Raw genomic sequence first — 26,111 nt, 5'->3', positions numbered from 1 at the left:
CTCAATTGTCACCCGCCCGCGCGGCACTCGGTGACGGTTTCTCAGCGCAGCACGCCCGCCGGGTCGTAGCGCCGAGCCAACGCGCGCAGCCAGTGCAGCGTGTCCTCCCGATAGACCCTCGTGGGCCGTCCCGGATCGGTCGAGGGCGCGAAGTTGGGTAGCTGACCACCCGTCGACCACGGCGCCACCGAGGCGATGAGCGCCGCCGCGTGCCCGACGACGGCCTCGGCCACCTCGGGCAGCAGCACTCCAATGACCGTCAGCGCGAACGCCGCATCGCGATGGCCGAACGCGCTGCGGTGTCGCGGTTCCCGCGCCAGCGCACCTCCGAGCAGCCGGAGTTCGACGAGCGTCTGCGGCGAGCCCGAATCGTGACCCACCGCGGCCAGGATCGCGTCGACAGCCTCCGGCGTCAGTTCGCGCAGCAGTGCCTGATCCTCGTTGATCGGCATCGGGTCGACCGGATCCGCGTGCACCGCACCGATCGCCGAGTACGGTTGCACGTCCACCGTGTCCATCAGCACCGGCGCGGTCCCCCGCATCGGCGCCAGCAGCCGGCGCGCCTCCTGCACATCGCCGACGGCGGCGTACCGGACGGCCACCGTCATCCGGCCGGCAAGCGGCTCCGGTACGCCGGGCAGCGGTGGCAGCTGCTGTACTGCGACCGACGTGTTGACGGTCTCGGGCAGGTCCGCGCACCAGGTCCGCCACGCGGGCAGCACGTCACCGGCGCTGGATCCGTCGAAGTAGACTGCGCCACCGTAGAATTCGGGGATCTGCGGCAACTCGACGTCGACGCATGTCACGATGCCCAGCATCGCCTTACCGCCCCGGACGCCCCAGAACAGCTCGGCGTGTTGCTCGGGGGTCACCCACAGCACATCCCCGGCACCGGTGACCAACTCGAAGCCCCGCACGTAATCCGACGACAGCCCGACCGTGCGAACCAGCGGCCCGATGCCGCCACCGGTCAGGTAGCCGACGACCCCGACGCCGGGCGCCGACCCGCACGGCGGCGCCAGCCCGTACGGTGTGGCGGCGTCGATCAGCTGCTGCCAGCGCACGCCCGCGCCGACCCGTGCGGTGCGGGCTTTCGCGTCGACGACGCAGGACGTCAGACCGGAGGTCAGCACCAGGATGGTGTCGGCGCCGATCGGCACCGCTCCGTGACCGGTCGCCTGGACCGCGACGCGCAGTCCCCGCGGCGCGGCGAACCGCATGACGTCGGCGATGTCGACGGCTCCGGTGACGACCACCACGGCCGCGGGCCGCACCGGCACGGCCACATTCCACGGCACGGCCCGTTCGTAGACGCGCTCGCCCGGCAGCGCGACGGGAGCGCCGACGTGGTTGCGCAGCGTGCTCACGTCGACCTCGACGGTGTCGGCGGGGCAATCGGTCACGGTCATGGTGTGGTCCTTCCAGCTCGGGTCAACGGTTGGAAGGTTCGTCGAACGCACTTGGTGACGGCTTGGCCGATTCTCCAAGCGCAGGTCAGCTCATGTTCTCGGCCGCTTTCACGACGCCGAGCATGCCCAGCTCAGCGGCGTCGGCGGCCACCCGTACCGCCGCGGCGGCACGCTCGGCGGGATCGTCGGAGAGCTGCGCCGCCACCAGCGCGCACCTCAGCAGCGACGGCGCTCCCCCGGTGCGCGCGGCGAGCGTCGTAGCGATCGCGAGGTCGTCGCGCGCGCCCGCGGTGTCGCCGATCAGCACCCGCAACCGCGCCGTCGCGAGCGCCGCGGGGCCCGCGACGCCGATCTGTCCGATCACCCCGATCCGGTCGACGAACGGCTCGAGGTCGGCCAGCAGCGGCGCGGCGTAGCGCGTCAGGCCGCAGTCCGCGGCGAGGTGGGCCAGCAGCACCGCGTTGCCGAGCGTCGTCCACACGTACGGACGGTCGGGGTCGGCGCACCAGCCGGCGAGCAACGCCTCCGCGGCGGGCACGACGTCCGGGCCGACCGACACCGTGAGCAATGCCGCGTTGACCAGATCGACCATGCCCTGCCCCCCGGTTTCGGGGGTGGCCGCGAGCTCGCGCCAGGCCGGGTCGATCTCGCCGCCCGTCTCCCGCAGCAGCGACACCTCCGCCATCAATCCGCTCCCCGCGCCGTACAACTCGGTCTGCTCGTGCACGTGCGCCGCGATGCCGTGGTGTCGGTGCGCCTCGGCGAAGTCACCACGCCACACCGCGAGCACCGCCTCCATCCAGCGCAGCTGCGCACGCAGCACGGGCAGCTGCAACTCCTCGCTGCCCTCGATCCCCGCACGCAGGTGCGCCTCGGCCCCGCCGACGTCGCCCAGGTCCATCGCCGCCATCGTGCAGACCGAGTGGGCGATCACGCGGTCCTCGCGGAACCTGCTGTGCTGCAATGCGTTCAGCCGTGTCTGCCAGTCGAGGATCTCGCGGCTCCGCGTCGCGACCCCGGAGTACGTGATGAGCCTGCCCATCAGCGCGTCGGCGATGACCTCCTCGTCACCGACAGCCTCCGCGAGGTCCTCCGCCCTGTCGAGATACCGCGCTGCCAGCGACGGATCGGGGTGGTAGCAGTGCCCGACGGCCAGCGCGGCCAGCACCCGCGCGCCCGCACCGCCGTCGGTATCGGCGATCGCGACCGCCCGCTGGAGGTGGATCAGCAGGCCGCCGGGATCGTCTCCCGGTGCCAGCCAGGGCCACCCGCCGCTGGCCCGCAGCAGCGCCGACGCCACCCGCCCCACCGTGGTGGTCCGGCCCGCCCGCATCGCCTCGACGAGAAAGCGCTCCACGGAGCCGAGCACCAGCCTGCCCCGCCCCGCGCGGGAGTACGCCGCGAGCATCGCGACGGCCAGCGCGTCGCGATCATCGTCATCACGCGTCGCCGCGGGTAGCCGGTCGTAGGCGTCGAGTGCCGCCTGCCACCACTGCGCGGCGATGTCCGAACTCCAGCGCTGCGTGGCCTCCTCGGCGGCCCGGCGACAGGCGTCGACCACCACGTCGGGTTCCACGAGGGGCTGGGCGGCGACCAGATGCTGCGCCCTGCGGGTGAGCGCATCGTGGCCCGTCCCGTCGGCGAGCACCTCGGCGACCTTGGCGTGCAACCGTTGTCGGCGCAGCGCCGGCATGCTGGCGAGCAGTTGCTCGCGAAGCAGAGCGTGCGCGAACGCATAGCCGTCGCCGGTGTGCGACGTGACGACGATGCGCTCGTCGGCCGCCTCGTCGAGATAGTCGGCCAACGTGTCGATGTCGAGCCGCGTCGACCGCGCCAGCACCGCAACGTCCACCTCGTCACCGATCACCGCGGCGGTCCGCAACACCTGGAGCACCGCGGGATCCAGGCTGGCGAGCCGACGGTCCAGCACCGACTTCACCGCGACCGGAATCTCGTTGCCCACCCGCTCATCTCGCGGCAGCCGGGCGTACTCGCACACGAAGAACGGGTTGCCGCCGGTGCGCACGGCCAGCGTGGCCGCCTCCGCCGCGGTGATCGCGTCGTCGGCGACGGCGGTCGCGAGGGCGGCGACGTCGCCCGGCGACAGCGCGGGCACCTCGATGTGCCGGTTGCGCGCACCCCGCGCCACGGTGCCGAGCAGCCTGCCCAACTCCGGCGTGTGCTCGCCGTCGCGCACCGTGAGCACGATCGCGAGCGGATGATCGCGCAACGCACCGGCGATGTAGGCCAGGGCACTCGTGGACGCCGAGTCGGCCCACTGCACGTCGTCGATGACGACGGTACGCACCCCGTCGGCCTCCTCGAGAAGCCGCTGAATGCGTTCGTACACCTGGAATCTCGCCGTGTCGGGATCTGCATGCGCGGGGATCTCGAGCACTCGGTCGGCGTCGGCACCGAGGGCGCGCACCAGCTGTCGCATCGGCCACCACGGCGGCGTCGCCCGCTCGTCGGGGCATGCCACCCACACCGTGCCGCCACCACCCGAGGTGCGCTCGACCACCTCCTCGGCGAGCCGGGTCTTCCCGATACCCGGCGGGCCGGACAGCACCAGCCAGCAGGACATCCCCGCGGCGGCGTCGGCGAGAAGTTCCGTCACCGTTGCCAATTCGCGGTCCCGTCCAACCAGCGCCGAACGCGGGGCCGTCACGACCTCGGCGGGCGTCTGGTGCGCGGCCGCGGGTGTCGCGACCTCGACGGCGCCGGTCCACTCCGGCGTCCTCGGCCACGCGGCGAGTTCGGGTGCCTGGTTCAGGATCGCGGTCTGCAGGTCGCGCAGTTCCTCGCCCGGCTGCAGGCCGAGTTCGTCGTCGAGCACTCCTGCGTGCCGGGTGTACACGTCGAGTGCTTCGGCGACCCGACTGGACCGGTACAGCGTCAGCATGTGCAGCCAGCAGCCCCGCTCCGACAGCGGATCCGCGGCGGCGAGCGTCGCCGCCTCAGACAGCGCGGGCGCCGTCCGCCCCAGCGCGAGCAGTGCCGTGATGCGAGCGTCTCGGCACTCCCTGCGCAGTTCCTCGGCGCGCGCGGACTCCGCGGCCACCCACGGCTCGTCGGCGAAGTCGGCGAGCAGCGGTCCGCGCCACAGGGCGAGCGCCGACTCGGCCTCGGTCAGCGCGTCCTCCCAGGCGCCCGTCTCCACGGCGTCGGCCGCCCGCGCGCAGGACGCCGCGAACACCGCCGCGTCGACGTCGTCGGAGGACACGTCGAGGTAGTAGCCGGGCAGCTGGCGCACGATCGGCGACGCCATGCCCGAATCCCGCAGCGCGCGGCGCAGATTCGAGATGTAGGCCTGCAGGCTCGCCAGCGCGCTACCGGGGACGTCGTCACCCCACACCGCGTCGACGAGCCGGTCGACCGACACCACGGCACCCTGCGCGAGCAGCAGCACCGCGAGGACGGCGCGCTGTTTAGGCGGCCCGATGTCGACGGAACCCTCGACGAGCAGAGGGCCCAGTAGGCGGTACCGCACGCCGGTTAGTTGGTGTCCTGGTACTTGCCCATTGCGTCGTTGAGCCGTTGCAGCGCTTCGCCGTACTCGGCGAAGTTGCCGCTCTGCTGCGCATCCTGCGCGGCGGACAGCGCCGTATTGACCTCCTGCAGCGCAGCCGCTTTCGCGGGTGAGAGCTGCACCGGCACACCGTTCGGCGACGCGGCGGGGGTCGGCACCTCGGGGGCGCGGCCCTCCGGCGCGGCTGGCGGCGTCTGGCCCTGCTGATTCTGCGGGTTCGCCGCAGGTGGCGGGGTCTGCCCCTGCTGCCCGGCGGTGGGTGCCGGGCCCGTCGCCGTAGCACCGGCGCCGGGACCGAACAGCTTGGTCAGCGCCTCGCTGACCGTCGGCTCGAACGCGATCTTGTCGTTGTACATCATCGCCACTCGGATGAGACGAGGGTACGACGACGCGGCGTCGCTGCTACCCGGCGAGGCGTACACCGGTTCGACGTAGAGCAGACCGCCGTTGGCGACCGGCAGCGTCAGCAGGTTGCCGAACCGGATGCGGTTCTGATTGTCCCGGCCGATCTGACCCAGATAGGTCGACACCGCCGTATCCGTCGTGATCGCGTTGTTCGCGAGCTTCGGTCCGTTGACCTGACCGGGGATGGTCAGCACGGTGATCTTGCCGTACGTCGCGGGATCGGAACTCGCCGTGATGTAGGAGGCGAGGAAGTCTCTTCGGAACCGGTTCATCGCACTGGTCAACTGGAACGACGGGGAGCCGTCGTTCCGCGCGATGTCCTTCGCGACGATGTAGTACGGCGGCTGGAAACTGCTGGCCGTCGGGTTCGGATCCAGCGGTACGTCCCAGAAGTCCTGAGCCGAGAAGAACACCACCGGGTCGTCCGGCGAGATGTGGTACTTGGCCAGCAGCGCGCGCTGCACCTTGAACATGTCCTCCGGGTAGCGCAGGTGCTCCTGCAGTTCCGGGGTGATGTCGCTCTTGGGCTTCACGGTGCCGGGGAACACCGACATCCACGCCTTGAGCACCGGGTCGCTCTCGTCCTGCGCGTACAGCGTGACCGTGCCGTCGTAGGCGTCAACCGTGGCCTTCACCGAGTTGCGGATGTAGGACACCTGCTTGTCCGGTGCGAGCCGGTTGAGCGCGACCTCGTTCGAGTCCGCCGTCGCCGTCGAGAGCGTCGTCAACTCCGAGTACGGGTAGTTGTCGAGCGTGGTGTAGCCGTCGACGATCCACACCATCCGCTTGTTGACGATCGCCGGGTAGACGTTGGTGTCGGTGGTCAGCCACGGCGCAGCCGCCTCGACGCGCTTCACCGGATCGCGGTTGAACAGGATCTTGCTGTTGTTGCCGATGACGTCGGAGAACAGGAAGTTGCGCTCGGCGAACTTGATGGCGAAAAGGCTCCGGGTGAACCAACTCCCGACGGGCACGCCACCGGTACCGCCGTAGGTGTAGTTGATCGTCTCGGTGTTGGTTTCGTAGTCGTACTCGCGGTCGTTGCCGTTCTTGCCGACGATCGCGTAATCGGCCGCGGTGTTCGCGATGACCGGCCCGAAGTAGATGCGGGGCTGGTCGAGCGGCGCCGGGCCCGGCGACACGACGCTGCCGTTGGCACCCACCACGCTGGCGAGGAACTCGGGGTAGCCGCCGTTCTGATTCGGGTCGTTGGCGACACCGCGGACGGTGTTGGCGGGCGACGCGATGAACCCGTTGCCGTGCGTGTAGACCGTGTGCCGGTTGATCCAGTCCTGCTGGTTGTCGATCAACCGGTCCGGGTTGAGCTCCCGCGCCGCGACGACGTAGTCGCGCAGGTTGCCGTCCGGCCCCTTGTAGCGATCGATCGCCAGCTGGTCGGGGAAGTAGTAGAAGTTCTTACCCTGCTGGAACTGCGTGAAAGCGGGCGCGACGATCGTCGGATCGAGCAACCGGATGTTCGACGTCGTCGCGCGGTCCAGGGCCACCTGCTGCGCGGTGGCCTGCGCGTTGCCGTTGTAGTCGCGGTACGTCACCACGTCGTCGGTCAGCCCGTAGGCCTGCCGTGTCGCCGTGATACTTCGACTGATGTACTCGCTCTCCTTCTGCGCCGCGTTCGGGCGGACACTGATCTGCTCGACGATGAGCGGCCAGCCCGCGCCGATGATCAGCGATGACAGCAGCAGCAGGACGACGCCGATCGCCGGAATCCGCAAGTCCCGCAGCACGATCGCCGAGAACACCGCGGCCGCGCAGATCACCGCGATGGCGAGCAGGATGAGCTTGGCCGGCAGCACCGCGTTGATGTCGGTGTAACCCGCACCGGTGAACGGCTTGCCACTGCGGGTGTGGCTCAGCAGCTCGTACCGGTCGAGCCAGTACGCCGCCGCCTTCAGCAGCACCAGCGTGCCGCCGAGCGTCACCAGCTGGATGCGGGCGGCCTTGCTCAGCGCCCCGGACCGGCCGGCCAGCCGGATCCCACCGAACAGGTAGTGGCCCAGCAGGTTCGCGATGAACGCCAGGAACGTCGCGACGAACAGGTAGCTCAGCACCAGTCGGTAGAACGGCAGGTCGAATGCGTAGAAGCCGAGGTCCAGACCGAACTGCGGATCGGTGACGCCGAAGTCGCCGCCGTGGATGAACAACTGCACGCGCACCCAGTAGGTCTGCGCGACCAGGCCGGCCAGGAAGCCGATGGCGACCGGAACGCTGATGCCGATCAGCCGCAGCCGGGCCATCACCGCGGTGCGGTAGCGCGCCACCGGATCGTTGGGGCCGGCGGTCGGCACGAAGACCGGACGCGACCGGTACGCGAGCGCGATCGCCGCGAACACCACGGCCCCCACGACCAGGCCCACCGCCAGGAAGATGACCAGCCGCGTGACGAGTTGCGTCGTGAACACCGACCGGTAGCCGAGTTCGCCGAACCACAGCCAGTTCACGTACGTGTCGATCAGCTTCGGACCGACCAGTAGGAGCACGACCGCGACGAGCGCGATCCCGATCAGGAACCGACTACGTCTCGTCAGCTTCGGCATCCTCGCCGCGGGGCGCATACCCACTCGTCAACTCCAGTTCCAGGGTGTCCGTGAATTGCCACAACTGTACTTAACCGGCGCCAAGGGGCTCCTCAGCAACGAGGAGGTTCGCCACCGGCGGAATACGTCTTGAGCCCGTCGACCGCTTCGGTGAGGGTGCCGACCTTGATCAACGTGAGGTCGTCGTCGTGCGCGGTGAGGGCTTCCGCGCAGTTCTCGGCGGGCACCAGGAACGCCGTCGCGCCCTCGTCCACGGCGGCTTCCATCTTGTGCGTGATCCCGCCGATGGGTCCCACCTTGCCTTCGAGGTCGATGGTCCCGGTGCCCGCGATGAACTTGCCGCCGTTCAGATCGCCGGTGGTCAGCTTGTCGACGACGGCGAGGCTGAACATCAATCCCGCCGACGGGCCGCCGATGTTGGCGAGGTTGAACTCGATGGTGAACGGCGCCCACGGTGCGTCGACCACGCTGATGCCGAGGTACCCGTAGTCGCGGTCGGGGTTGTCCCCCAGCGTGATCGTCTCGGTGCCGATGTCGCCGCCCTTGCGCCGGTAGTCGACGACCAGTTGGTCCCCCGGTTCGGTGTTCTTCAGGATCGCGGTGAACTCGTCGAGGTTGGCGACGGGCGTGTTGTTCACCATGTCGATGGCGTCCCCGCTCTCGAGCTTGCCCTTCGACGGGCCGGGATCCGTGACGCTGTCCACGGTGACCGCCTCCGGGTAACCCCCCAGGTACGTCAGCGCGGCGTACTCGGCCGCGTCTTCGGAGGTCTTGAAGTCGTTGTTGTTCGCCTCGTCCACCTCGTCCTTGGACTTGTCGGGCGGATAGACCAGGTCGCGGGGCACCAGCTGCTCACTGCCCGACATCCACAGCGCCAGCGCCTGGCCCAGTGTCAGCCCGTCGCTCTGCGCCACCGTGGTCATGTTCAGGTTTCCGGATGTCGGGAACACCTTGGTGCCCTCGATGTCGACGACCTGCTTGCCCTCGACCTCACCGAGCGTGTTGTACGTCGGGCCGGGGCCCAGCGAGACGAACGGCACCGTCACCACCGACAGCAGCAACCCGAACGCCAGAATGGGCACCAGGGCCACCAGGACCGTGAGAATCCGCCTGTTCACGACGTTCAGGGTAGGGGTCCTGGGGTGACATCCCCCGGTCGCTCCGCTCCTGCCCGCCGGAATTCACTCTCAGCGTGACCCGTCGTGCCGCATCCCCGGCACCCGGTGCGTACCGTTGAAGCATGGCTGACCTGCCCTTCGGGTTCTCCGCTGGCGACTCCGGAGACGACCCCGACCCAGACAAGCGCAAGAAGGACCCCGAATCCGGCTCGGGCGCCGACCCGTTCGGCTTCGGTGGCGGACAGTTCGACATGGGGGATCTCGGTCAGATCTTCTCCAAGCTCGGCGAGATGTTCAGCGGCGCGGGGAACGTGATGGGCGGTCAGCACTCCGGCCCGGTGAACTACGACCTGGCGCGTCAGCTGGCCTCCAGCTCGATCGGCTTCGTCAACCCCGTCCCCGAGAAGACCAGCGGCGCCGTCGCCGACGCGGTCCGGCTCGCCGAGACGTGGCTCGACGGCGTGACGCCGCTGCCCGCGGGCACCACCAGGACGGTGGCGTGGACACCCGGCGAGTGGGTCGACAACACCCTCAACACCTGGAAGCGGCTGTGCGACCCCGTCGCCGAGCAGATCTCTAACGTGTGGGTCTCCGCGCTGCCCGAGGAGGCCAAGGGAATGGCCGGCCCGCTGCTCGCGATGATGTCGCAGATGGGCGGCATGGCGTTCGGCTCGCAGCTCGGCCAGGCGCTGGGCAAGCTGTCGAAGGAGGTGCTGACGTCGACCGACATCGGCCTTCCGCTCGGACCCAAGGGCACCGCGGCGCTGATGCCCGACGCCATCGAGGCGCTCGGCGAGGGACTCGAGCACCCGCGCAGCGAGCTGCTGACGTTCCTCGCGGCGCGCGAGGCGGCCCACCACCGCCTGTTCAGCGGCGTGCCGTGGCTGTCGAGCCAGCTGCTCAGCGCCATCGAGGCCTTCGCCAAGGGCATGAAGATCGACATGAGCGGCATCGAGGAGCTCGCGGCCGGCTTCAACCCGGCGGCGCTGGCCGACCCGTCGCAGATGGAACAGATGCTCAGCCAGGGCATGTTCGAACCCAAGGCCACTCCCGAGCAGGAGGCCGCCCTCGAGCGGCTGGAGACCCTGCTCGCCCTCATCGACGGCTGGGTGCAGACCGTCGTCAACGACGCGCTCGGCGATCGGATCCCCGGTGCCGCGGCACTCAGCGAGATGCTGCGCAGACGCCGGGCCACGGGCGGGCCCGCGGAGCAGACGTTCGCGACCCTCGTCGGCCTGGAACTGCGGCCGCGCAAGCTGCGCGAGGCGGCCGATCTGTGGGTGCGCCTCACCGAGGCCGTCGGATCCGACGCGCGCGACGCGGTCTGGCAGCACCCCGACCTGCTGCCGTCGGCCGCCGACCTCGACGAGCCGGCCGGTTTCATCGACCGCATCGTCGGCGGCGACACCAGCGGGATCGACGAGGCGCTGGCCGAGATGGAGAACGACCTCCGGACGAAGGACGACGGTGCCGACGACACCGACCGGGGCACGCCGGGGCCTGTGGATAACTGATTCGCCGGTGGCCCCCGGCGTGGCACAGTCGACACGTGTTGCGCCACACGCTCAACCCCGACCTTCCGGTACTCGTCCGTCCCGACGGGGTCGTCCAAGTGGGCTGGGACCCGCAGCGCGCCAAGCTGATTCGCGTGCCCGACGGTCTCAGCGCACCCGCGCTGGCCGATCTGCTCCGCACCCTGCAGAGCGGACTGACACTGCCGGAACTACAGGCGCTCGCCGGGAACCGCGGCGTCACCGACCTCGACGCCGTCACCGAACTCGTCGAATCCCTGGAGACCGCGGGCCTGGCTACGGCCGTCCGGCCGCGGACCCGCTCCGCGTCGATCCGCATTCACGGACGCGGGCCGCTGTCGGACCTGTTGGCGACCTCGCTGCGGTGCTCGGGCGCACGAGTGCGCAACAGCAATCTCGGGCACGCGTCGGTGACGGCCGCGACGACCGACCTGGTCCTGCTGTCGGATTACCTCGTCGCGGACCCGCACGTCGTGCACGAACTGCACGGCGCCAAGGTGCCCCACCTGCCGGTGCGGGTGCGCGACGGCGCCGGCCTCATCGGCCCGCTTGTCGTCCCCGGCGTCACCAGCTGTCTGCGGTGCGCGGACCTGCACCGCTGTGACCGCGACGCCGACTGGCCCGCCGTCGCGGCCCAACTGCGGGGTGCCGTGGGCAGCGCCGACCGCGCCACCGTGCTGGCCACCGCCGCACTCGCGCTGAACCAGGTTCACCGCGTCATCACCGCCATCGACGACGGCGGGATCGCAGGCCGCCCCCCGCCGACGCTCAACACGACGCTGGAGTTCGACGTCGAGACGGGGACGACCACCGCGCGGACCTGGTCGCACCACCCCGGCTGCGAGTGTCTGCGCTGAGCGATCGTCCGGTGTCGGGCACGTCACGCGGGAGCACACAGGTAGGTCGTGGACAATGGACGGGTGGCAGACATCAGGCGCGGAGGTGCGGCTCGTAATGCGAAGCTGGCGAGTTTGCCGGTGGGCATCGCGGGCCGCGCTGCACTCGGCTTCGGAAAACGGTTGACCGGCAAGTCGAAAGACGACGTCAACGCGGAGTTGATGGAGAAGGCCGCCAACCAGCTGTTCACCGTGCTCGGTGAACTCAAGGGCGGCGCGATGAAGGTCGGGCAGGCGCTCTCGGTGATGGAGGCCGCCGTTCCCGAACAGTTCGGCGAGCCCTACCGCGAGGCGCTCACCAAACTCCAGAAGGACGCGCCGCCGCTTCCGGCGGCGAAGGTGCACCGGGTGCTCGACGCCCAACTCGGCACCAAGTGGCGGGATCGCTTCAGCTCGTTCGACGACACGCCCGTCGCGTCGGCCAGCATCGGCCAGGTGCACAAGGGCGTGTGGGCCGACGGCCGCGACGTCGCCGTCAAGATCCAGTACCCCGGTGCCGACGAGGCCCTGCGCGCCGACCTGAAGACCATGAAGCGCATGGTGTCGATCTTCCGCCAGCTCTCCCCGGGCGCCGACGTCCAGGGCGTGGTCGACGAACTCATCGAGCGCACCGAGATGGAGCTCGACTACCGGCTCGAGGCCGAGAACCAGCGGGCGTTCGCCAAGGCCTACCAGGACCATCCGCACTTCGTGGTGCCCGCCATCGTGGCCAGCGCGCCCAAGGTCGTGATCGCCGAGTGGATGGAGGGCATCCCGCTGGCGAAGATCATCCGCGAGGGCACCGTCGAGCAACGCGATCTGATGGGCTCGCGCCTGTTCGAGCTCACCTACGACGCACCACGCCGGCTCGAGATGATGCACGGCGACGCGCATCCGGGGAACTTCATGCTGCTGCCCGACGACAAGATGGGCGTCATCGACTTCGGCGCCGTCGCTCCGATGCCGGGGGGCATCCCGATCGAGCTCGGCCTGGTGGTGCGCTACGCACTTGAGAAGGACTACGACCGCCTGCTTCCCGCGATGGAGCGCGTGGGCTTCATTCAGAAGGGCGAGAAGGTGTCGACCAGCGAGATCGACGACATGCTCCGGCAGTACGTCGAGCCGCTGGAGGTCGAGGTGTTCCACTACACCCGCAGGTGGCTGCAGAAGATGGCCGCACGCAACATGGATCTCTCGGTGGACCAGATCAAGGCCGCCCGACAGATGGACATCCCCGCCAAGCTCGCGATCCCGATGCGCGTCATCGCGTCGAACGTGGCCATCTCGTGCCAGCTCGATGCGCACATCCCCACCAAAGCGCTTGCCACGGAACTGATTCCGGGCTTCGCCGACGAGGCCGCCTAGCGTCCGACGCGCTAGGCGGCCGTCCCCTCGTTCACGCCGCCCGCTGGGCGTCCTTGCGCGGGCGGCCACGCGGCCGCTTGCGCGCCACGATGGCACCACGCTCGAAGATCTCGCCGCCCCAGACCCCCCACGGCTCTTCGCGCTCGAGTGCCATGGTCAGGCACTCCCGGCGGATGGGGCACTCGGCGCAGAGCGCCTTCGCCTGTTCCAGATCCGTTGGGCTCTCAGCGAACCACAGGTCCGCATCACCGACGTGGCATGGCACCGCCGGCACGGCTGCCCGCTCGCACGTCTCGATAGACATGTCGTCTCTCCTGATTCCTGGTTGATTTCTCGTGTCGGCCATCTGTATTCGATGGATCTGCGACCAGGTTCTTCCAGGTTGGTCCGATATGAACCCCGAAAGAAAATGGCCACGGATCCGGGTTGAGGTCGGGTCCGTGGCCTTTCGGCGTTCGAGGGCTTCTAGGTGAGTCCCCGATTCACGGACGCGACCGACGCGGCGTCGGTGCGGCGCTTGGGCTGCGGAATGGCGTGATGCGTCGGCGCCGCCCCGAGGGCGGCGGATTCTGCGACACGGCGGGTCCGCCAATTGCCTGCGACGCTTACGCCGCTGGCGAACATGGTGATTGCGTTCATGTTGGGGACCCCTCCTTTCGTGTCGTGCGCCTTCTATCGGGCGGTTCCGAGACTAAACGCTAACACGCACATCGGCCAATGATTTTCTGACCAGCGTCTTTGGCACGATTTTTGCGATTGTCGGCAGTTTCACCCGCGGTTGCGGACCAGCTCCAGGACGTCCGGTCCGAACTGCTCGAGCTTGCGCGCCCCGATGCCGGGAATCGCGACCAGAGCGGCCTCGTCGGCGGGCAGCGTCTCGGCGATGGCGATCAGCGTGTTGTCGGTGAAGACCACGTACGCGGGTACGCCCATCTCCTTGGACGTGGCCAGGCGCCACTCCTTGAGGTCGGCGAGCAGCTGCTCGTCGATATCGCTGGGGCAGGTCTCGCAGCGCCGCAACATGATCGACGTCGGCGTGGACAGCGCGCCGTTGCACACCCGGCACCGCGGTGCGGGGCCGCGCTGCCTGCGCGGCTTACTCGGGCCGGCGTCAGTGGCCGACGCCTGCGGCGCCACCCCGTTCAGGAACCGCGACGGCCGCCTGCCCTGCCGACCGCCCGGCGTCCGCGCGAGCGCCCAGCTGAGCGCCAAATACACACGCGCCCTGGTGATTCCGACGTACAGCAGCCGACGCTCCTCCTCCACCGGCTCACTGTCGGCGCCGTGGGTCAGCGCATGCGAGATGGGCAGCGTGCCGTCGGCGAGCCCGACGAGGAACACCGCGTCCCACTCCAGGCCCTTCGCCGCGTGCAGCGACGCCAGCGTCACGCCCTGCACGACGGGTGGGTGCCGGGCGTCGGCGCGCTGCCGCAGTTCTGTCAGCAGCGCCCGCATGTCCAGCTCCGGCCGCACGGCGACCTCTTCGTCGACCAGTTCCGCGAGCGCGCTCAACGCCTCCCAGCGTTCGCGGGCCTTGGTACCGGCGGGCGGCTCCGCCGTCAGACCGAGCGGCTCCAGCACCGCGCGCACCACGTCGGGCAGCGGGTCGTCGGGGCCGGGGTCGGGCGCGCGCTGCAGGGCGACGAGCGACTGCCGGATCTCCTGACGGGTGAAGAAGCCCTCCCCGCCGCGCACCTGATACGCGATGCCGGCTTCGGTGAGCGCCTCCTCGTAGACCTCCGACTGGGCGTTGATGCGATACAGCACGGCGATCTCGGACGGCGGCGTGCCCGCGGCGATCAGCGTGCGGATGGCCTTGGCAACGGCTGCCGCTTCCGCCACCTCGTCGGGATGCTCGCCGAACGTCGGCACCGGACCGGGATCGCGCTGCCCGACGAGCTGCAACCGGCTGCCCGCCATCCGGCCGCGCGCCGCGGCGATCACCCGGTTGGCCAGCGACACCACCTGCGGTGTCGACCGGTAGTCGCGCTCGAGGCGCACGACGGCGGCATCCGGGAAGCGGCGCGAGAAGTCGAGCAGGTAGCCGGGAGTGGCACCCGTGAAGGAGTAGATGGTCTGGTTGGCGTCCCCGACGACGGTCAGATCGTCGCGGTCGCCGAGCCACGCGTTCAGCACGCGCTGCTGCAACGGGGTGACGTCCTGATACTCGTCGACGACGAAACAGCGATAGCGATCGCGGAACTCCGCGGCCACCGCGGGATCGTTCTCGATGGCCGCCGCGGTGTGCAGCAGCAGGTCGTCGAAGTCGAGCAGCGTCGTCCCGTCGCGCCGCGCCTTCGCCGCCTCGTAACCCGCGTACACCGTCGCGATCTTGGCGGCGTCGAGCGGGATGTCGCGGCCCACCTTCGCGACGGCCGCGGCGTACCCCTCCGGGCTGATGAGCGACGACTTGGCCCACTCGATCTCGCCCGCCAGGTCGCGGACGTCGTCGGTGCTGGCCTGTATCGACGCCCGACTGGCCGCCGTCGCGACGACGCCGAACTTGCTGTCGAGCAGTTCCCAGCCGGTGTCGCCGACGACTCGCGGCCAGAAGTAGTGCAGCTGTCTGCGGGCTGCCGCGTGGAACGTCATCGCCTGAACCGCACCCGTGGCGACGCCGAGACCGGCGTCCTGCTCGAGCGAGCGAAGCCGGGCGCGCATCTCGCCCGCGGCTCGCGACGTGAACGTCACCGCCAGCACCTGGCCGGGCGCGACGTGACCCGCGGCGACCAGGTAGGCGATCCGCCGGGTGATCGTGCGGGTCTTGCCGGTGCCCGCGCCCGCCAGCACGCAGACCGGGCCGCGCGGCGCGAGCACCGCTTCGCGCTGCTCGTCGTCGAGGTCGCCGACGAGTGCACTCGTGACGGGGGCCTCAAGGGTCATGGCGTCCATCTTGTCAGCGCCCGGCGACATCCGGCGCTCGGGCGCGGGCATGTCGAGGCGGTCGATTATGTTGTTGCGTCTATGAGCGCTCAACTGACCATGTACACCACGTCGTGGTGTGGCTTCTGCTCCCGGTTGAAGACCGCGCTGCGGTCCGAGGGCATCGCCTGGACCGAAATCGACATCGAGGCCGATCCGGCCGCCGCCGCGTTCGTCGGATCGGTGAACAACGGCAACCACGTCGTGCCGACCGTGAAGTTCGCCGACGGGTCGACGCTGACGAACCCCAGCGCCAAACAGGTCAAGGCCAAGCTCGGCGGCTAAGCGCCCACGGAGCCGCCCCGCCGGCTAAGCGCCCTGCGCGGCCCAGGATTCGATGATCTCCCTGGCGATCGAGATCGACCCCGGCAGCAGCAGCCGCGACGGGGACTCGCTGTCCCAATCGCCTTCTGCGAGCGCCTGACGCACCTCGGCGCGGGTGAACCAGTCCGCCTCGGCGATCTCGCCGTCGCTGAACACGAACTCCTGCTGCGGGTCGCCGAGCGCGTGGAAGCCGACCATCAGCGACCGCGGGAACGGCCACGGCTGACTACCGAGGTAGTGCACGTCGGTGACGGACAGCCCGATCTCCTCGGCGACTTCGCGCACGACGCACGCCTCGAACGACTCGCCCGCTTCGACGAAACCCGCCACCAACGAGAACAGCCGCTGCGGCCACATGGTCTGCCGGGCCAACACCGCCCGGTCGTGGCCGTCGTGGACGAGGCAGATGACCGCCGGGTCGATCCGCGGGAACTCCTCGTGGCCGGTGACCGGGTCGATCCGCGACCACCCGCTCTTCACCGACTTCGTCGGCGCTCCGTCGATCGCGCTGAACCGCGCGCGGTCGTGCCAGTTCAGCAGCGCCGTCGCCGTGGACACCAGCTGAGCACTCGCGTCGTCGAGGATGGGCCCGACGCGGCGCAGATCCAGCACTTCGGACTCGGCGTCGGGATCCTCGGGCCCCTCCAGGGCGGCGCGCACCGCCCAGACGTGGGTGCCGTCTTCGAGCCTGCCGAGGAACACGGCGCGTTCGTCGGGCGTCGCCGACCACTTCGCGGCACTCCCGAGAACGACGGCGCCGCCGGAGATCAGCACCTGATTGCGGTGGTCGACGCGCAGGAGCCGGGCATCCTGCCAGCCCGCGACGGCCGCGTCGATGTCGGTGCGCAGGACGTCGGCGCGGTCGGCGCCGACGCGGGACAGCAGTGGGACGTTTCGCAGTCGGAAGTGGGTCATCGAAGATCAGTCGTTGTCCTCGTCGGAGTTCGCCGTCGTCACGATCAGGAGTTTGTCGCCGAGTTCGACGGCATCGGCCTCCGGCGCGTCGACGTGCAACAGCACGCCGTTGCGCACCACACCCAGGACGATCTTGCGCAGGTGGCTCGGAGAGGCGCCGACGTCCTTCGGCTTGATGTCGACCTCCTTGACCTGGTACCCCTCCTCGGGGGTCAGCAGGTCCTCCATCACCTGCACGACGCTGGGCGTCTTCTTGGCGATGCCGAGCAGCCGGCCAGCCGTCTCCGAGGTGACGACGGTGGTGTCGGCGCCGCCCTGCTCCAGCAGGTGCTGATTCTCGGCCTCCCGGACGGCGGCGATGATCTTGGCGTTCGGCGCGAGCTCACGCGCCGTCAACGTGACGAGGACGGCGACGGAGTCACTGTTCGCCGCGACGATGATCGTGTCGGCGTGCTGGACGCTGGCCAGCCTCAGCACATCGGCCTTGGTGGCGTCACCGCGGACGGTGACGAGCCCGGCGGCTTTGGCACGTTCGAGCGCGTACTCGTTCTCCTCGACGACGACGATCTTGTCGGGGATGATGCCGTCGCTGATCATCGCCGTGACGGCGGTTCTGCCCTTGGTGCCATAGCCGACGACGACGGTGTGTTCGCGCACGGTTCTCCTCCAACGCTGGATCTGAAACGCCTGTCGCGACTGCGTCGTCAGCGTCTCGACCGTCGTACCGATGAGCACGATGAGGAACGCCACCCGCAGCGGGGTGATGACGAGAACGTTTATGAGACGGGCGGATTCGGTGACAGGCGTGATATCGCCGTATCCCGTAGTCGAGAGCGACACCGTCGCGTAGTAGACGCAATCGAGGAACGACAGTGGGTCGCTGGCCTCCACTGTGCTCTCGATGTCCCGGTAACCTTGCCTGTCTAGGTACACGATCAGGACGGTGGCGAACAGGGCGCCGAGCGCGTAGAGCACCCGGATCGCGATCTTGCGCCCCGGACTGACGAAGTCCACGGGGATCGCGATGACGTCGACGAGCGCCGCCTCGTGGCGCGAGGTCAGGTTCTCCTGGTCGAGCCGCCGCAGGCGACGACGCAATTCACCCTTGACCACGAGGGCCCATCATTCGCTCCCGGCGCAGCACAGCACAATGTAACCATGACCTCTCTCACACCATCGGCCGACAGCCCGGCGAGCCAGCGACCCGCCCAGCGCATGGGCGCGATGCTGATCGGCATGGGCGTGCTGCACTTCGTGGCGCCGAAACCGTTCGACTCGCAGATTCCCGCCGAGTTGCCGGGCAGCCCGCGGTTCTACACGCTGGCCTCCGGTGTCGGCGAAGTCGCCACCGGCGCCCTGCTGCTGGCACCCAAGACGCGACGCCTCGGAGCGGCCGCCGCGGTGGCGCTGTACGTCGCGGTCTATCCGGCGAACATCAACATGGTCCGGACGTTCTGGAACAAGGGCTGGCCCGCCCGCATCGGCACGCTGGCCCGGCTGCCGCTGCAGATCCCGATGATCACGTCGGCGCTGAAGATCTACCGCACCGCGCCGCGCTAGGCAGCGGCCGCCAGCAGGTTCGCCAACTCGTCGGCCGTCGGTAGGGCGTCGGGGGTGACCGTGCGCCCGCCTGCCACGTAGTGGAAAGCCGCGCGCACCGACGTGACCGGGACGCCGTGTGTGGCCGCCCAGGCCAACCGGTACACGCCCAGCTGAACCGCGTTGTGCTGCAACGTTTCCGGCGTGCTCGGCGGGGCACCGGTCTTCCAGTCGACCACGGTGAAGCCGCCGTCGTCGTCGGCGAACACCGCGTCGATTCGGCCCCGCACCACCCGGTCGCCGATCATCATGTCGAAGGGCACCTCGACGTCGACGGGCGTGCGCGCCGCCCACGGCGACACCGCGAACGCCGCCTGCAACTCGGCGAGGCGCTCGGCGTCGGCGCGGCCCAGTTCGCCGTCCACCGCCCCCGGCAGGTCGTCGAGGTCGAAGAGCCGCTCGGCGCGGAAGAACCGCTGCACCCAATCGTGAAACGCGGTGCCCAGCAGCGCATGCGGATCCGGGCGCACCGGTAGCCGATACTGCAGTCGCGCGGCCGCACCCTCGGGGTCACGACCCAGTTCGACGACGGCGCTGACCGACAGTTGCGGCGGCAGCGTCACCGGTGCACGCCGCCCGGCGCGCTCACGCTCGGCCAGCAGCGCGTCGACGTCGGCCACCAGGCCCTCGACGTCCACACCATCGGGTGCGGGTCCCGTCATCGCGCGCGCCACCAGCGCCGCCCCACGGAGGGCCGCGTCGTCGACCGCCGCCGGCCACGACCGCTCGACCACCTGTTCGCGGATCGGATTCGCCTCGCCGTCGGCGGGCGCCGCCGCCCAGTGCTCGACCACACCGCAGGGATCATCCGGCTCGTCCTCGAGCACCCGCTTGATCTCGAGCAGGAAATCCGAGGGGCCGCGTGGCTTCAGTTCGGTGGCGCCCCAGTGGTGCCCGGAGAGCAGCAGGGTGTCCTCGGCACGGGTCAGTGCGACGTAGAGCAGCCGGCGCTCCTCGTCGACCTGCCGCTGGTCGAGGCTTCGCTTGTGAGCGTCGAGCTTGTCGGACAACGCTTTCCGGTCGTTGACATCGGACGTGTCGAGCACCGGCACACCGTGCTCTGAGACGGTCGCGCGGTCACCGCGCAGCAGCGGCGGCAGATCGCCGGCGTCGGTGAGCCAGGTTCGGCGCGACGTCGTGGACGGGAACACCCTGGCGCTGAGGTGGGGCACGGCCACGACCTGCCACTCCAGTCCCTTGGCCGCGTGCACGGTGAGGATCTGCACGCGGTCCCCCGCCACCGCGACCGCGGCGGGGGCCAACCCGCCTTCGACCTCCAACGCCGCATCCAGGTACGCCAGCAGTGCGCCGACCGTCGCGGCGGGCCTCGCCGCGAAGTCGGCCACCACGTCGGCGAACGCGTCGAGGTGTTCGGTTCCGGTCCAGCCCGACGACACCGGCTGGGCGGCGCGCACCTCCGCGTCGACGCCGAGCATCCTGCGCACCTCGGCGACTAGGTCGGGCAGCGAGTGCTGCAGCTGTCCGCGCAGCGCGGTCAGCTCACGGCCCAGCGCGACGATGCGCGCCAGCCCCTCGGCGGAGTAGCGGTCGGCCGGGCCGGGATCGCAGACGGCGTCGGCGAGGCACGCCGCGTCCGCATCGGGCGCGGCCGAGGCGACGGCGTGCTCGACGGACCCGCGATCCCCGCCGGGGCCGTCCAGTTCCACGGCGCGTCGCCACAGCGCGGCGATGTCGGACGCGCCGAGCCGCCACCGCGGCCCGGTGAGCACCCGCACCGCCGAAATCCCGGCGGTGGGGTCCGCGGCGAGCCGCAGCATGGCGACGACGTCGGCGACCTCGGGCACCGCGAGCAGGCCGCCGAGGCCGACCACCTCGACCGGTACCCCGCGCGCGGTCAGGGCGTCGGCCATCGGAGCGGAGTCGGCGTTGCGCCGCACCAGTACCGCGGTCGTGGGCACGGGTTCGCCTGCCGCGCAGGCATTCCGGTGACGTTGCGCGATGCGATCGGCGACCCACTCCCGTTCGGCCGCCACGTCGGAGAGCAGCGCACACCGCACATCGCCGGGGTGGGCGCCGGGGCGCGGAAGCAGCTCGCGCACCGCCACCGATCGAGTGCGCGCCTCGGCCGACACGGCGTTCGCCAACCGCAGCGCCCGCGGCGGGTTTCGCCAGCTGGTGCGCAGTTCCAGGGTCGGCGCCGGCGTGCCGTCCGAGAGGCGGAAGTCGGTGGTGAAGCGCGGCAGGTTGGTCGCCGAGGCGCCTCGCCAGCCGTAGATGGACTGGATCGGGTCGCCGACGGCCGTCAGCGCGAGGTCGTCGTCGACTCCGCCACCGAACAGCGACGACAGCGCGATCCGCTGCGCGTGGCCGGTGTCCTGGTACTCGTCGAGCAGCACCACGCGGTAGCGCTGCCGCAGCGCGCTGCCGACCTGCGGGAAACGCGACGCCAGCCGCGCCGCCGCGGCCATCTGCATGCCGAAGTCCATCACGTTGTCGGCGCGCATCCTGGCGTGCAGCGCGTCGACGAGCGGCAGCAGCATCGTGCGCTCCGTCTGACTGTCGAGCACGCCGAGTAACTGCTTGGTGGGCCCGGTGTCACGCTGGCGTGGACCGGGGGGCAGCGTGTGCACCAGACGCTCGAGCTCGGTGTGGGTGTCGCGCAACTGGTCGGTGTCGACGAGGTGTTCGGCGAGCTGACCGGCCAACCTCAGCACCATGCCGGTGACGGTGCCGGGCGTCTTGTCGGTGTCCAGCGTGCCGGGATACTCGCACACCACGCGAAAAGCCAACTGCCACAGCTCGGTTGCACCGATCAGCCGAGTCGAGGGCTCGACGGGCAGCAGCAGGCCGTGCTCGCGCAGCAGGGTGCCCGCGAACGCGTGGTACGTGCCGATGGCGGGCGGCTCGTCGACGGTGGCGACGCCGGGCGCCAACCCGACTCCGGCCAACCGCGCCAGCCGGGTCCTGACTCTCCGCAGTAGCTGGCCGGCGGCCTTCCGGGTGAACGTCAAACCGAGCACCTGGCCGGGGTCGGCGTAACCGTTGGCGACGAGCCACACCACCCGCGCGGCCATGGTCTCGGTCTTGCCCGCGCCCGCGCCGGCGACGACCACCAGCGGCCCCGGCGGCGCCGCGATGACCGCGGCCTGCTCGTCGGTCGGCGGGAACAGGCCCAGCGCGTCGGCCAATTCCGCGGGTCCGTACTGCGCGTTCACGCGCCACCTCCCAGCGCGGCCCGTGCGGGGCACATCGAGCGGACAGGGCAGTGCGCGCAGCCGTCGTTGACGCGCGCGGTGAACTCCGGTCCCCTGCTGTCGGCCGCAGCCCGCCGGACACGTGCGCGCCAGTCGTCGCACGCCTCGGGTGTCAGCGCGTCCTGAGTGCGTTCGGTGGCACCCGCCGCGCCCGTCTTGCCGAGGTAGACCAGCCGCCCCCCGCCGGGTTGCGACCCCTCGGGCACCAACCCCTCGGCGATGGCCAGCTGGTACATCGCCAGCTGGGCGTGGCTCTGAGCGTCGTCCTTGCTGACGGGCGACTTTCCGGTCTTCAGGTCGACGACGACGAGCCTGCCCTCGGCGTCGCGCTCCAGCCGGTCGACCCGACCGCGCACCCGCACGCCCGGCCCGTCGGCGACCGGTGCCAGCACACCGTCGACCTCGATCTCGGAGGCCGCCTCGGTGAGCTCGTACCGGGTCTGCGCCCGCCACTCCGCGAACGTCGCCACCATGGCGCGGTGCCGCTCGAGTTCGTTGAGGGAATGCCACTGCGCATCGAAAGGCAGCTCCGCCCATACCCTTTCGAGCTCAGACACCATCTGCTCCTCGGACGCGGTCGGATCGGCGACGAGCGCGTGCACCACCGACCCGAGCGCGGAGCGGACATCGCGCCCGTCGCGACCGCCGTGGCGTTCCAGCAGCCACCGCAGCGGGCAGTCGACGAGGGTCTGCAGCGTCGACGGCGACATGGTCACCACGTGGTCCTCCCCCGACCACAGCGGCTCTCCGGTGGACGGCACCGTCCCGCAGTGCCACTGCTCCGGCGCGGCACCGACCACTCCCGACGCGGCGAGCCGAGCCAATTGCGCTGCGGCGCAGGCGCGTACGTCGTCGTCGACCTCGTCGTCGGGGGCGCAGACGAGCGCGCGCAGTCGGCCGACCACCGCCGCGGGCGCGAGGACTCGCGGCGCGCGTACGGGTGCCGGCGGCTCGGCGACCTCCCCGCCGGTTGCGAGCGCACTCAACTCGTCGCAGAACGCCGACGGGACGGCGCCGTCGTCGCCGTCGCCGTCGACCGCCGTGACCAGCACACGTGAGCGAGCCCGGCCGAGTGCGGCCACCAAGAGCCTGCGCTCATCGGCGAGCAGCGGAGCGCGGGTGGACACCCCCGTCTCGCCGACACCGTCGAGAACGTCGACGAGGTGCTGGGTGGCGAGCACGCCGCCGCGTGGAACGGTGTTGGGCCACAGGCCCTCCTGCACCCCGGCGAGCACCACGAACTCCCACTCACGGCCCAGCGCTGCATGCGCGGACAACACCGTCACCGCGTCGCCGTCGAGGTGGTCGTCGCGGCGGGTGGTGGGTAGGACCATCGCGCGTAGGTGGTCGACGACACCGCGCAGCGTCGCACCGGTGGTGCGCGCGACGTACTGCTCGACGACGTCGAAGAGCGCCGTGACAGCCTCGAGGTCGCGTCCCGCCTGCACCCCCGCCGCACCGCCGCGCTCGACTGCGGCCAGCCACCGCCGCTGCAGGCCCGAGTGGTGCCACGCCTGCCACAGCGTGAACCGCGGGTCCTCGCCGCCCGCGTGGCTGCGCGCCGCGGCCCGACACACCGCACGGACCCTGCGCAACGGCCGGGCCAGCTGGTCGGGCAGCGTGACGTCATCGCGGTTGAGGGCGCCGACGACGAGGTCGCCGAAGTCCCGCCCGCTGTCGTCGGCCCGGCGCAGCGTGCGCCGCAACTGGCGCAGCGACACGGGGTCGACCCTGCCGATGGGACCGGTCAGCAGCGTGAGCGCCCGCTCTCCGGAGAGTCCGTCCGCGGTGGCGTCCAGCACCGTGAGAAGGGCGGCGACCGAGGGGTGTTCGGCCAGTGGCCCGGCGACTGCAGGCTGTACCACCGGCACACCTGCCGCGGTCAGCGACCTGCTGATCGCGGCGCCCACCTGTGGCACCGAGCGCACCAGCACCGCCATCTGAGACCACGGCACCCCGTCGACGAGGTGGGCGCGGCGCAGGGCGTCGGCGACGACGGCCGCCTCGGCGTGCGGCGACGCCGCGATCCGCACCGTGACCGAGCCCGTCCGGTCCTCCGCGCCGGCGATCTCGGTGACGCCGTCGACCGCGGGCAGCCTGCGCGCGATGCCGTTGACGGCGCGCGCGACGTGGACGCCGCACCGACGGGATTCGGTGAGGACGATCGCGGGATGCACGTCGTCACGCAGCAGCGCCGGGTCCGCACCGCGGTAGGAGAACACCGATTGGCTTGGGTCACCGGCGATCACGGCGAGATCGGCGCCGGCCGCGAGCACGCGCACCAGCAGTGCCGCCTGCGGGTCCAGGTGCTGGGCGTCGTCGACCAGCAGCAGCCGGACCCTCGCCCGCTCGTTCGCGAGCAGATCCGCGTCGGCGGCGAACGCCTCCAGTGCGGCGCCGACGAGTTCGGCGGCGCCGAGGGCGGGCACCGTGGCCTGTGGCGCCGCCATGCCGACAGCCGATCTGAGCAGCATCACCTGCTCGTACACCTGCGCGAACCGGCCGGCGGCCGACCACTCGGGTCGCCCGGCGCGTCGCCCGATGCGTTGCAGCTCAACGGGATCCACGCCGCGTTCGGCGCACCGCGCCAGCAGATCGCGCAGTTCCGCCGCGAAACCGACGGTGCCGAGCGCGGGGCGCAGCTGAGTGGGCCAGCGCACCGACGCGTGGTCGCCGTCCTCGAGATCACCCGCCAGCAGTTCGCGGATGACACCGTCCTGCTCGGCGCTGGTGATCAACCGCGGCGGTGGATCACCGTTGCGCTGCGCCGCCAGCCGCAGCACCGCGAACGCGTACGAGTGCAGGGTGCGGACCAGCGGCTCGCGCACGGCACCGCGGCCGTCACCGAGCACGGCCGACGTGATGGCGGCACGGGTGGTCGTGCCCAGCCTCGACGAACCCGTCAGCAGCAGAACCGATTCCGGATCCAGACCAGCGCTCACGTGGGCCGCAGCGGCCTTCACGAGGAGCGTCGACTTCCCGGTGCCGGGGCCGCCGAGCACGCGGACTGTCCCACGTACGCCGGGGGTGACCAGAGCGTCGGGCGACAGTGCGGTGTGTGGAGCGGCCATGCGGGAATGACACCACGGGGGTCCGACATTCCGGCCCGGAGCGGAACTGGCAGCATCGACGCCATGACCGACGCGCTACACGTCCACCGGTACGGTCCGAAGCGACCCGCTGAGGTGCTGGCGATCCACGGGCTGACCGGACACGGACGACGCTGGGAGACACTGTCGCTCGGCCATCTGCCGGAGACCGCTGTCCTCGCGCCGGATCTCCTGGGTCACGGCCGGTCGTCGTGGGACGCGCCGTGGACGATCGACGCCAACGCGGCGGCCCTCGCCGCACTGCTCGACGGCCCTGCGCTGGTGGTCGGACACTCGTTCGGCGGTGCGGTCGCGCTGCACCTCGCCGCGGCGCACCCCGAACTGGTCACGCAGCTCGTCCTGCTCGACCCCGCGGTGGGTCTCGACGGACGGTGGATGCGCGAGATCGCCGACGAGATGCTCTCCTCCCCCGACTACCCCGACCGCGCCGAGGCCCGCGACGAGAAGGTGAACGGGTCGTGGGGCGAAGTGCCCACCGACGAGCTCGAACGCGAACTGGACGAGCACCTGATCACGCTGCCCACCGGCCGAGTGGGCTGGCGCATCAGCGTTCCCGCGATGATGTCCTACTGGAGCGAACTCGCACGGCCGATCGCGTGGCCAACCGTCCCGGTCACCCTCGTGCGCGCGACGCGAACCGCACCGGCCTACGTCTCCGACGCTCTGGTGAACGGGCTGCGGGACCGGTTGGGCGCCGATTTCACGTTGCTCGACTTCGACTGCGATCACATGGTGGCGCAGGCCATGCCCGTCGAGACGGCAGCGGTGATCCGGGACCGGCTGACCTGACCGTGGCCGCGGTCACCGAGGAACAGGTCGAGGCGGTGCGTGCGCTCGTCTCGTCGATACCGGCGGGCCGAGTGGCGACCTACGGCGACATCGCGGACGCGGCCGGCCTGTCCAGTCCGCGGATCGTGGGGTGGATCATGCGCACCGATTCGTCGGATCTGCCCTGGCACCGGGTGATCACGGCGGCCGGTCGGCCCGCTGCGCACCTCGCCACCCGGCAACTGGCGCGGTTGCGCGCCGAGGGGGTGCTGGCCGCCGACGGTCGGGTGCCGCTGCGCGGCGAGAACTCCGTGCGACACGCATTCTGACGTCTGACAAGATCAATTCGGTAACCCGTTGCGCATTTGCCAGCGCGTTGCCCCCCACAATTTCGCCGATATCCGGGAATTTGGCGGTGAATCCGAGGAATGGCGACCGCCGCACGATGATTTGCTGACGGGCGAAACCGA

At 70.5% G+C, this 26,111-nt stretch carries 18 protein-coding genes; 7 read left to right on the top strand and 11 right to left on the bottom strand.

Annotation, left to right across the window (positions count from 1 at the left end):
* Positions 1-41 precede the first annotated feature (41 nt).
* The 4 genes from NM203_RS17110 to NM203_RS17095 all read right to left on the bottom strand — a co-directional run bounded on the left by NM203_RS17110 (position 42) and on the right by NM203_RS17095 (position 9,016).
* Positions 42-1,409 carry an FAD-binding oxidoreductase gene (locus NM203_RS17110; RefSeq protein WP_255061209.1) on the bottom strand — a complete coding sequence of 456 codons (1,368 nt, stop codon included), beginning with the start codon at positions 1,407-1,409 and terminating at the stop codon, positions 42-44.
* A gap of 85 nt (positions 1,410-1,494) precedes the next feature.
* A complete protein-coding gene (locus tag NM203_RS17105) occupies positions 1,495-4,899 on the bottom strand; it encodes an ATP-binding protein (protein ID WP_255061208.1) in 3,405 nt (1,134 codons plus the stop codon).
* 5 nt (positions 4,900-4,904) lie between these two features.
* Entirely contained in the window at positions 4,905-7,922 is a 3,018-nt protein-coding gene (locus tag NM203_RS17100) for a UPF0182 family protein (protein WP_255061207.1), read from the bottom strand.
* 68 nt (positions 7,923-7,990) lie between these two features.
* Complete coding sequence (locus tag NM203_RS17095; RefSeq protein WP_255061206.1) at positions 7,991-9,016, bottom strand: YlbL family protein; 1,026 nt, start codon at positions 9,014-9,016, stop codon at positions 7,991-7,993.
* A gap of 122 nt (positions 9,017-9,138) precedes the next feature.
* Here NM203_RS17095 and NM203_RS17090 point away from each other — a divergent pair, with 122 nt between their 5' ends.
* Genes NM203_RS17090 through NM203_RS17080 form a run of 3 tightly spaced genes read left to right on the top strand, consistent with a single transcriptional unit; the run spans position 9,139 to position 12,788 of the window.
* The gene (locus NM203_RS17090) at positions 9,139-10,530 is read left to right on the top strand and encodes a zinc-dependent metalloprotease (protein ID WP_255061205.1); all 1,392 of its coding nucleotides are present in this window, start codon (positions 9,139-9,141) and stop codon (positions 10,528-10,530) included.
* Between the two features lie 35 nt (positions 10,531-10,565).
* Complete coding sequence (locus NM203_RS17085) at positions 10,566-11,405, top strand: TOMM precursor leader peptide-binding protein (RefSeq protein WP_255061204.1); 840 nt, start codon at positions 10,566-10,568, stop codon at positions 11,403-11,405.
* Positions 11,406-11,453: 48 nt separating this feature from the next.
* Positions 11,454-12,788, top strand: a complete 1,335-nt coding sequence (locus tag NM203_RS17080) for a macrolide-binding ATPase MABP-1 (RefSeq protein ID WP_255061203.1) — start codon at positions 11,454-11,456, stop codon at positions 12,786-12,788.
* 31 nt (positions 12,789-12,819) lie between these two features.
* On the opposite strand, the gene NM203_RS17075 is transcribed toward NM203_RS17080, so the two are convergent.
* From NM203_RS17075 to NM203_RS17065, 3 genes are all read right to left on the bottom strand, one after another.
* The gene (locus NM203_RS17075; protein WP_255061202.1) at positions 12,820-13,092 is read right to left on the bottom strand and encodes a WhiB family transcriptional regulator; all 273 of its coding nucleotides are present in this window, start codon (positions 13,090-13,092) and stop codon (positions 12,820-12,822) included.
* A 161-nt stretch (positions 13,093-13,253) separates the two neighbouring features.
* Positions 13,254-13,427 carry a hypothetical protein gene (locus tag NM203_RS17070; protein WP_255061201.1) on the bottom strand — a complete coding sequence of 58 codons (174 nt, stop codon included), beginning with the start codon at positions 13,425-13,427 and terminating at the stop codon, positions 13,254-13,256.
* Positions 13,428-13,556: 129 nt separating this feature from the next.
* Positions 13,557-15,701: an ATP-dependent DNA helicase UvrD2 gene (locus NM203_RS17065; RefSeq protein WP_408633368.1), complete on the bottom strand. Its 2,145-nt coding sequence runs from the start codon at positions 15,699-15,701 to the stop codon at positions 13,557-13,559.
* A 51-nt stretch (positions 15,702-15,752) separates the two neighbouring features.
* Here NM203_RS17065 and mrx1 point away from each other — a divergent pair, with 51 nt between their 5' ends.
* Positions 15,753-15,995 carry a mycoredoxin Mrx1 gene (mrx1, locus tag NM203_RS17060; RefSeq protein WP_255061200.1) on the top strand — a complete coding sequence of 81 codons (243 nt, stop codon included), beginning with the start codon at positions 15,753-15,755 and terminating at the stop codon, positions 15,993-15,995.
* A gap of 24 nt (positions 15,996-16,019) precedes the next feature.
* On the opposite strand, the gene nudC is transcribed toward mrx1, so the two are convergent.
* Together nudC and NM203_RS17050 are read right to left on the bottom strand one after the other, a co-directional pair.
* Complete coding sequence (gene nudC / locus NM203_RS17055) at positions 16,020-16,949, bottom strand: NAD(+) diphosphatase (protein WP_255061198.1); 930 nt, start codon at positions 16,947-16,949, stop codon at positions 16,020-16,022.
* Positions 16,950-16,955: 6 nt separating this feature from the next.
* Positions 16,956-18,062 (bottom strand): potassium channel family protein, encoded by a 1,107-nt coding sequence (locus NM203_RS17050; protein ID WP_255061197.1) that lies wholly within the window; start codon positions 18,060-18,062, stop codon positions 16,956-16,958.
* A 45-nt stretch (positions 18,063-18,107) separates the two neighbouring features.
* Here NM203_RS17050 and NM203_RS17045 point away from each other — a divergent pair, with 45 nt between their 5' ends.
* Complete coding sequence (locus NM203_RS17045; protein ID WP_255061196.1) at positions 18,108-18,509, top strand: DoxX family protein; 402 nt, start codon at positions 18,108-18,110, stop codon at positions 18,507-18,509.
* On the opposite strand, the gene NM203_RS17040 is transcribed toward NM203_RS17045, so the two are convergent.
* Both NM203_RS17040 and NM203_RS17035 read right to left on the bottom strand, forming a co-directional pair.
* Positions 18,506-21,724, bottom strand: coding sequence for an ATP-dependent helicase (locus NM203_RS17040; protein WP_255061195.1), 3,219 nt, complete (start codon positions 21,722-21,724; stop codon positions 18,506-18,508). The genes NM203_RS17045 and NM203_RS17040 overlap by 4 nt on opposite strands.
* Positions 21,721-24,834 (bottom strand): ATP-dependent helicase, encoded by a 3,114-nt coding sequence (locus NM203_RS17035; RefSeq protein WP_255061194.1) that lies wholly within the window; start codon positions 24,832-24,834, stop codon positions 21,721-21,723. Before NM203_RS17035 ends, NM203_RS17040 begins: the two co-directional genes overlap by 4 nt.
* A gap of 63 nt (positions 24,835-24,897) precedes the next feature.
* Between NM203_RS17035 and NM203_RS17030 the strand changes: the two genes are divergently transcribed.
* Together NM203_RS17030 and NM203_RS17025 are read left to right on the top strand one after the other, a co-directional pair.
* Complete coding sequence (locus NM203_RS17030; protein WP_255061193.1) at positions 24,898-25,662, top strand: alpha/beta fold hydrolase; 765 nt, start codon at positions 24,898-24,900, stop codon at positions 25,660-25,662.
* A 2-nt stretch (positions 25,663-25,664) separates the two neighbouring features.
* The gene (locus tag NM203_RS17025) at positions 25,665-25,970 is read left to right on the top strand and encodes an MGMT family protein (RefSeq protein ID WP_255061191.1); all 306 of its coding nucleotides are present in this window, start codon (positions 25,665-25,667) and stop codon (positions 25,968-25,970) included.
* Positions 25,971-26,111 lie beyond the last annotated feature (141 nt).

Source organism: Mycolicibacterium arenosum (assembly GCF_024320865.1).
GTDB lineage: Bacteria > Actinomycetota > Actinomycetes > Mycobacteriales > Mycobacteriaceae > Mycobacterium > Mycobacterium arenosum.
Note: the sequence above shows the minus strand (reverse complement) of the source record. Positions and strands in the feature narration are given on the sequence as shown.